Genomic DNA, 7367 nt, shown 5'->3' with positions numbered 1-7367 from the left:
GCTATTGTTATTTTTCTCATCGGTAAGTATTTTTCCGGTGTAGCAAAACGCATAACCACTAAGTTACTGACTAATCGTAAAGTGGACGCAACAGTCGTTTCGTTTGTCGCAAACTTAGCGTGGACGTTGGTCTTTGTATTTACTATTGTCGCCACGCTTGGTCAAGTTGGCGTGCAAACAGCGTCATTAGTTGCTGTTATAGGTGCCGCGGGTTTAGCTGTTGGTTTAGCGTTACAAGGTTCACTTTCGAACTTTGCATCAGGCGTATTGATGGTGCTTTTCCGTCCATGCCGCGTAGGTGACTTTATTGAAGCCGCTGGTGTTGCCGGTGTCGTTGATGAGATTACGATTTTCTCAACCCGTTTACGTACTGGTGACAACAAAGTGATTATCGCGCCTAACTCAGCGATTATGAATGGCACTATCACTAACTATTCAGCACTAGAAAAGCGTCGTATCGATTTAACGATTGGTGTTTCGTATACTGCTGACATCGCTAAAACTAAGAAGGTATTAGCGGATATTTTAGATAATAACCAGTTTGTGTTAAAAGATCCTGGTTATACTATCGGTCTAGCTGAGCTTGCTGATTGTTCAATTAACTTTGTTGTACGTCCGTGGGTTAAAACACCAGACTATTGGACTGCGCGTTTTGAATTACTTGAGCAAATCAAGAATGCATTAGATGCTGCTGAGATTGAAATTCCATTCCCACAAATGGATTTACATGTGAAAGAAGTTCCAGCAAAATAATCTTGCAGGCAACTTAATATTTTAAAAAACCAGCATTTGCTGGTTTTTTTATACAAGGAGTTTTTCATGAAACTATTTTCAACCTTTGCAGCTATCACATTATTATCTTCATCTGTTATGAGCGCCCCCAGTTTTGCCGGCGAAAAAACCATGATTACCATGGGCGGTAATCCTGTTGCTTTAGAAGGACACATACCGAAGATTAATACGGTTGCGCCGTTATTTACTGTGGTAGATGAAAAGTTTAATCCGGTAAGCCTGAGTGATTTTAAAGGTAAGACTGTGTTGATTAGCGCAGTACCGAGTTTAGATACTGGCGTGTGTGCATTACAGACCAAGCGATTTAATAAAGAGTTTACTCAATATGATGCTGATGTGGTTATGTTAACCATTAGCGAAGATTTACCGTTTGCTCAGAAGCGTTTTTGCCAAACCGAAAATGTGGATAAAATTAAAGTGTTGTCTGACTCTGTATGGCGTGATTTTGGCGAAAAGTATGGCTTGTTAATTAAAGACCGTGGTTTATTAGCGCGTTCAATTTTTATTATAGATCCTCAAGGCATATTGAAATATCAAGAATTAGTGACTGAAGTAAGTGAACATCCAGACTACGATGCTGCCTTAGCGGCATTAACAGAAATATCATCAGCGGCGAAGTAGTTGCTTAGCTTCGATAAAGTTGAGCGAGAGAGGATAGAGATGCAGCATGATTGATTTTCGAAGTGATACGGTGACTCAGCCGACAGAAGCAATGCGTTTAGCCATGTCGAGAGCGGAGGTGGGTGATGATGTTTATGGTGATGACCCGACCGTCAATAATTTACAGGATATGGCAGCAGAGATGTTTGGCTTTGATGGAGCTTTGTTTGTCAGTTCTGGTACACAAGCTAATTTATTGGCGTTGATGTCTCATTGTGAGCGCGGAGATGAGTATCTTTGTGGCCAACAAGCTCATAACTATAAGTTTGAAGGTGGCGGGGCGGCGGTATTAGGCAGCATTCAACCTCAGCCTTTGAATAATCAAGCTGATGGCAGTATTTTATTAAGTGATATTGAAGCTGCGATTAAGCCTGATGACGTGCACTTTGCTCGAACACGGTTATTGAGCTTAGAAAATACCATTGGCGGCAAGGTGTTAAACCAAGATTATTTAGCTCAAGCACAAAGTCTTGCCTTTAATCGTGGGCTTAAAATCCATTTAGATGGTGCCCGGGTTGCGAATGCTGCGGTTGCACAGGGCATAGCTATTGCCGATATAACCCAATACTTTGACTCTGTATCGATTTGTTTATCAAAAGGCTTGTGCGCGCCTATAGGGTCTATTCTGTTAGGTGATGAGCGGTTAATTGGTAAAGCGACGCGATGGCGTAAAATGCTCGGTGGTGGAATGCGTCAAGCGGGTATTATCGCTGCTGCGGCTAAATTAGCATTAACTGAGCAGGTCGACCGTTTAGCAGATGATCATCATAATGCAAAAGCCTTGGCTTTGTTGTTGGCTGAAATGAATGAGTTAACTGTTGATGTGAGTTTGGTACAAACCAATATGGTTTTCGCCACACTCGCAGAACATATCGACCCTAAAATGCTTACCGCCAAGCTGGCTGATAAAGGCATTATCATCAGTCCGAGCCGACAGTTGCGCTTGGTGACTCATAACAATATTAGTGCGAATGACATCAATGTTTTTGTGAATACGTTGAAGCAAATTATTCGTTAACAGCTATTCATTAACCATTATCCGTTAATATTTATTTTAAAGGCCACACTCAGTGTGGCTTTTTCTTTTTTGGTGCGAAGATGCATTTATTTTGGGCATTCTGATAACGATTCTATTAAGCGTTATGTTTATCTTACTGATTTTTAAAGTTAAAAATACTTGGCTTAATCGTTGCTACTTATTTTGAGGTATGCGCTTAACAACGCAAAATTAATAAGTCAGATAATGAGGTCACTATGAAATATTTCTCACGTCATATCATCATGCCTATTCATCTTAATAGCACTCAAAGCTTATGTTGTGGTCAGTTATTAAGTTGGGTTAATGAGGAAGCAACTATTTTTGCCAGTTGCCAAATGCGCAGCCAATTCCATATTGCCAAAGTGATATCGGAAATTAATTTTATGGCACCGGCGCAAACGGGTGACATCATTGAGTTTGGATTTGAACTCGTCAGCTTAGGCCAAAGTTCAGTCACCGTTCGTTGTAAAATACGTAATAAAATCAATCATGCGCCAATTGCTTTTATCGATAAGATGGTATTTGTCAACGTGAATGAAAATGGATTACCTATCCCGCATGGCATGCGAGCCAATGCGGCTTAATTGTATTGATATTATTATGGGGGAATTCTGGTAAGCGTAGGTTGCGAAAGGGCAATAAATTATAACCATTCAACATAAAACCGCAAAAAATAAGGAGCTATGATAGCTCCTTAATGTTGATGGTAAATAGACTTGATGTATTATTCGACTTTAGCGATACGCTGTTGATAATCATCGATTAAATGCTCCATTATTTGATTCGGAGAAGCATCTTGGCAGCAGTTGTCTAAAAAGATTTTAAACGTGACAAGGGCATGGCCATCATGCTTAAGGCGGCTACTTTGCATAGCAAAATAAGCTTCTTCATTATCGGCCTTTCGAACCACAAAATCGTCTAGTTCAAATGATTTAGTACCAGAGAGGTTGTGCCATTTAGTGATACGATCTAGTGCAATTTCACAAGATTGGTTTACTTCGATATGGTTGAGCCATGTTGCAACTTGTTCGTTTTCTTTATAGTGCGGGCATCGAACGGTGTAATTATATATATGAGTGATTGCTGTCATTGTTTACCTACCTATTCGCTATCTAAGTGTTTTCACTATAGACCTTATTTTTTATATTGGTCAATCCTTATTTCAAGAACTTAGATCTAAGCATCACTTTTTACTAAATTAAAAATAAGCTGTTGTCATTGTTGGTTTTTTACATTAAACGGCAGATAAAAAAAGCCCGTAATCAAATACGGGCTTTATGCTGTGCTACAAAATGAATTAAGCTCAAATTAAGTTAATTACTTTTTGATAATTGCTTAATATCCCTCGCAGAAGTTAGTTATAAAGCGTTAGTGAAAATTTGGCAGATCTCTTGGTGTGTTGCCTGCTTAGGGTTAGTAAAGCCACAAGCATCCTTTAGAGCATTGTCTGCTAAGGTTGGAATGTCTTCTGCTTTTACGCCTAATTCAGTTAAATTAGCGGGAATGTTAACCGCTTTTGATAATAGCTTAATGGCGTCAATGGCCGCTTTAGCGCCTTGCTCATCAGTCATTGCTGCAGTATCTACACCCATAGCTTTTGCTACATCAGCTAAGCGTGCTGGCACGACTTGAGCATTATAGGTTTGTACATGGGGTAGCAATAAGGCGTTACAAACCCCGTGCGGTAAGTCATAAAAACCACCAAGTTGATGTGCCATAGCATGCACATAACCAAGGCTAGCGTTATTGAAGGCCATGCCTGCTAAAAATTGTGCATAAGCCATGTTTTCTCTGGCTTGGATGTCATCACCCTTTTTGACAGCATTAATTAAATTAGCTTGGATCAGTTCGATGGCTTTAATTGCGCACGCATCGGTAATAGGATTCGCTGCAATAGAAACATAAGCTTCAATTGCGTGTGTTAATGCGTCCATTCCAGTTGCAGCAGTCAGTGATGCTGGCTTTTCTAGCATCAGTTCAGGATCGTTCACTGATAGAATTGGTGTGGTATTTTTATCGACAATGGCCATTTTAATGTGGCGTACTTCATCGGTAATAATACAAAAACGGGTCATTTCACTTGCCGTGCCAGCGGTTGTGTTAATTGCGACTAAAGGCATTTGTGCTTTAGTTGATACATCCACACCTTCGTAATCTTTAATATTACCGCCGTTGGTCGCAACAAGCGCGATTCCTTTTGCACAATCGTGTGGTGAGCCGCCGCCTAAAGAAATTATTACATCGCACTGATTGGCTTTTAATAGCTCAAGACCTGCTGCAACATTACCTGTTGTTGGGTTAGGTTGAACGCCATCAAAAATAACCACTTCAATACCATTAGCATTGAGTTTACTTGCAACCTTTGCAACTAAACCAATACTCACTAATGGTTTGTCGGTGACGATGAGTGCTTTGGTAAATCCAAATGCGTTGATGTCTTTAATCGCTTCATCTACGCTGCCTTGACCCAGAATGTTAACGCTTGGAATAAAGAATTTAGTCGCCATATGAATTGTCCTTTTTATAAAATTAAGTTTTCTCTGTAGTAAACATACCAATAACGTTGCAGGTATTATGTGACGTGAAGCTCGTTAACGTCGAATAAGTCACAATCAATAGGTTGTTTTATTACCAATGCGACACTTTTCAAGTAATTGTGATCTAGGGGGTATTGTTTTACATCGACACTATGGCTGGTCGATTATTGAGCATTTTGTAGCGCGGGTTAGGATCGCTATTTTTTTTCAAATAATATTACCGATATTTCTGATGAATATTATGCTCTTTATATATAGAATGCTTTACGGTATAAAGACGAAAAATCATAGTGTTAGTTTACTTCTACTATACTAAATAGAGATAGCTTGGATGCTACTGTGCTTGTTAAGGATGAATAAGGGAAATGTATAGATGTTTAGTCTAAATGTTTTTTTCTCAATTTTAGAAAATGCAGCGCTATTACTCGCGCTAGTTTATGTTTACTCACTCTCTCCTACGCATCAACGTAAGGTGGCGCCTTTTTTATGGCAATTTTTAATGGGTGCTGTTATTGGCACTATTGGCGTTGTTATTATGATGGATCCCTTGGTTCATCAACAGGACATATTGTTTGATGCTCGCACGGTCGTACTCTGTTTAAGTGGTCTATTTTTTGGCGGAATTCCAACTCTTGTCGCAACGATTATCATGGCGCTTTATCGTTATCATTTGGGCGGGGTTGCAGTATGGGTTGGTATATGTGCGTTAAGCAGTAGTGCACTAATCGGATTAATATGGCGTCGATATCGTCGGCATGAATTGGATCAAATTAGTTATCGTGAATTTTACCTTCTTGGCGTTATTGTTCATTCCCTATTGCTATTATGGCTATTTTTATTGCCGTTTGATCAAGCGTTAGATGCTCTGCGTACCGTGTCACTTCCTATTATGATGGTGTTACCTTTATTGACTATGATCATCGGTCATTTACTTGCCAAAATAGTGTTTCGTGGGCGCGATATACAAGTCAAATTACAAGAGGATTTTCTTTTTAACAATCAATTTGATATTGGCAACATTGGTATTTCTATTACCACTAAAACTAAGCATTGGTTGAGAGTTAACACCTATTTATGTCGAATGTTCGGTTACAGCGAAAATGAATTAAAGGCGTTAACGTGGGCTGAATTAACACACCCAGATGATTTGAATAAAGATTTATTATTATTTGAGAAAATGGTTAAAGGCGAACTCAATGAATACGAAATTGATAAGCGTTTTATTGCTAAAGATGGTTCGGTCATTTATACCCATGTGACTATTGCCTGCCGCCGTCATGTTCAAGACAATACTTTTCTGGTGATTGCTGGTTTTCTCGATATCACTCATCAGAAACAAGCCGAGCAAGATTTATTACAAAGTAACGAACAGCTTGCGCTAGTACTTGATAGCAGTGAGCTAGGAGTGTGGGACTGGGATGTACAACACAATCGTATTAGTACTAATCGATACAGTGCTGACATTTTAGGTTGTTCAATGGAAGAGCTTAATCTACACCCTAAACTATGGATAAATGCGATACAGCTAAAAGATAAATTTAAGTTTCTTCGCAGCATTAATGAAATTGTAAAAGGCCGCTGCATAAGCCAACGTGTAGAATATCAATTAACTAACATGGACGGCGACAGTCGATGGATTTTGCAAACTGGAAGGGTCGTTGATGTTGATGATAAAGGTAAACCGCTTAGAGTGTGTGGCACTCATAGCGATATTACTGATATCAAGCAGGTTGAAGATTCGCTAAGTATTGCAGCATCTGTATATCAAAACTCCAGTGAAGCCATGAGTGTGTTTACTGCAAAGGGCATTATCATTGATTCAAATCCTGCATTTTCTTTTATCACTGGATTCAGTCAACAAGACATACAAGATCAGCATTTACGTATGTTTGAAACAGATCTTCAACCCCAACATTTTTATCAACAATTAAGCCAACAGCTTAGTCAGCAGGGACATTGGCATGGTGAAGTGTGGATGCGCCGTAAAAATGGTGAAAATTACCTTATCTTATTAACCATTAATTCAATCATCCGAACAAAGTCGCAGGGTGCGCGATTTGTTGCGTTATTTTCCGATATTACCGAGAAAAAGCAAACTGAAGAGTTGATATGGCGCCAGGCTAATTATGATGCACTCACCGGTTTGCCAAATCGTAGGATGTTGTTAACATTTTTGAATCAAGAAGTATTTCATTCTGACCGACAGCATAATCACTTTGCATTGATGTTTTTAGACCTGGATTATTTTAAAGAGATTAACGACACGTTGGGCCATGATATGGGGGATGTATTGTTAATTGAGACGGCGGAACGTCTAAAAAATTGCGTGCGCGAAACCG

The 7367-nt window shown here is 39.4% G+C and carries 7 protein-coding genes; 5 read left to right on the top strand and 2 right to left on the bottom strand.

Features of this window, described 5'->3' with window-relative positions; all coding sequences use genetic code 11:
- The 4 genes from CXF78_RS05685 to CXF78_RS05670 form a co-directional block, all read left to right on the top strand.
- The coding region (locus CXF78_RS05685; protein WP_102036230.1) for a mechanosensitive ion channel family protein at window positions 1-753 on the top strand (753 nt) is incomplete at its 5' end.
- 66 nt (window positions 754-819) lie between these two features.
- Complete coding sequence (tpx, locus tag CXF78_RS05680) at window positions 820-1413, top strand: thiol peroxidase (protein ID WP_102036229.1); 594 nt, start codon at window positions 820-822, stop codon at window positions 1411-1413.
- Window positions 1414-1459: 46 nt separating this feature from the next.
- Entirely contained in the window at window positions 1460-2470 is a 1011-nt protein-coding gene (gene ltaE / locus CXF78_RS05675; protein WP_102036228.1) for a low-specificity L-threonine aldolase, read from the top strand.
- Between the two features lie 236 nt (window positions 2471-2706).
- Window positions 2707-3075: an acyl-CoA thioesterase gene (locus tag CXF78_RS05670; protein WP_011638249.1), complete on the top strand. Its 369-nt coding sequence runs from the start codon at window positions 2707-2709 to the stop codon at window positions 3073-3075.
- Window positions 3076-3215: 140 nt separating this feature from the next.
- Here the strand turns inward: CXF78_RS05670 and CXF78_RS05665 are convergent, their stop codons facing one another.
- On the bottom strand, window positions 3216-3581 hold the full coding sequence (locus CXF78_RS05665) for a hypothetical protein (RefSeq protein WP_011638248.1): 366 nt from the start codon (window positions 3579-3581) through the stop codon (window positions 3216-3218).
- A gap of 268 nt (window positions 3582-3849) precedes the next feature.
- Window positions 3850-4998 (bottom strand): L-threonine dehydrogenase, encoded by a 1149-nt coding sequence (gene yiaY / locus CXF78_RS05660; protein ID WP_011638247.1) that lies wholly within the window; start codon window positions 4996-4998, stop codon window positions 3850-3852.
- A 403-nt stretch (window positions 4999-5401) separates the two neighbouring features.
- Between yiaY and CXF78_RS05655 the strand changes: the two genes are divergently transcribed.
- On the top strand, window positions 5402-7367 hold a 1966-nt coding region (locus tag CXF78_RS05655), incomplete at its 3' end, for a PAS domain S-box protein (protein WP_145991377.1).

Source organism: Shewanella sp. 11B5 (genome assembly GCF_002836795.1).
Classification (GTDB): Bacteria; Pseudomonadota; Gammaproteobacteria; order Enterobacterales; family Shewanellaceae; genus Shewanella; species Shewanella frigidimarina.
This window is presented reverse-complemented; position numbering and strand designations above follow the sequence as displayed.